We start from the raw sequence: 549 nt of genomic DNA on the forward strand, positions 1-549 counted from the left end.
CACTTACAACTCCCCGAAGCACTATCGCGGTTCGTCGCGTCCTTCATCGGCTCCTGGCGCCTAGGCATCCTCCGTGCGCTCTTATTAGCTTAACCTACTGCAACCACTAAGATTAGCCGTAAGGATAATCTTTGGTTGTCAGTTACCTGCAACTGTTAAGTTTGACTGTAAAGGCAAACTTCAGTTGTCAGTCCGCTGCGATCCGTTAAGTTTGACTGTAAAGGCAAACTTCGGTCGTCAGCATGAGTTGACACTAGTAAAGGCAAGACGATACTTCTTCTTCGCGCGAACATGTTCATCCGAAGACGTTCATGTCGTTTGGTTCGCTATCCAGTTTTCAAGGTACAAGTTGAAAGGCATAACCGCCTAAGCGGGGATTGCTCTTTCAAAACTGAACTTGAGCGTAAGAAACGGTTTGCCACTCTGCTTTCGCAACCGTGGACTTTTTATAGCTCCGAAGAGCTCCTTAGAAAGGAGGTGATCCAGCCGCACCTTCCGATACGGCTACCTTGTTACGACTTCACCCCAATCATCTACCCCACCTTCGGC

2 rRNA genes are annotated in these 549 nt (G+C 48.6%); both read right to left on the minus strand.

What is annotated here, in order from left to right:
- Positions 1 to 95: ribosomal RNA gene (locus ACFFT4_RS32320) — 23S ribosomal RNA — on the minus strand; the annotation flags it as partial.
- Positions 96 to 470: 375 nt separating this feature from the next.
- A 16S ribosomal RNA gene (locus ACFFT4_RS32325) occupies positions 471 to 549 on the minus strand; the annotation flags it as partial.

The sequence above is a fragment of the Cohnella cellulosilytica genome, from assembly GCF_042431195.1.
Taxonomy (GTDB): Bacteria; Bacillota; Bacilli; order Paenibacillales; family Paenibacillaceae; genus Cohnella; species Cohnella cellulosilytica.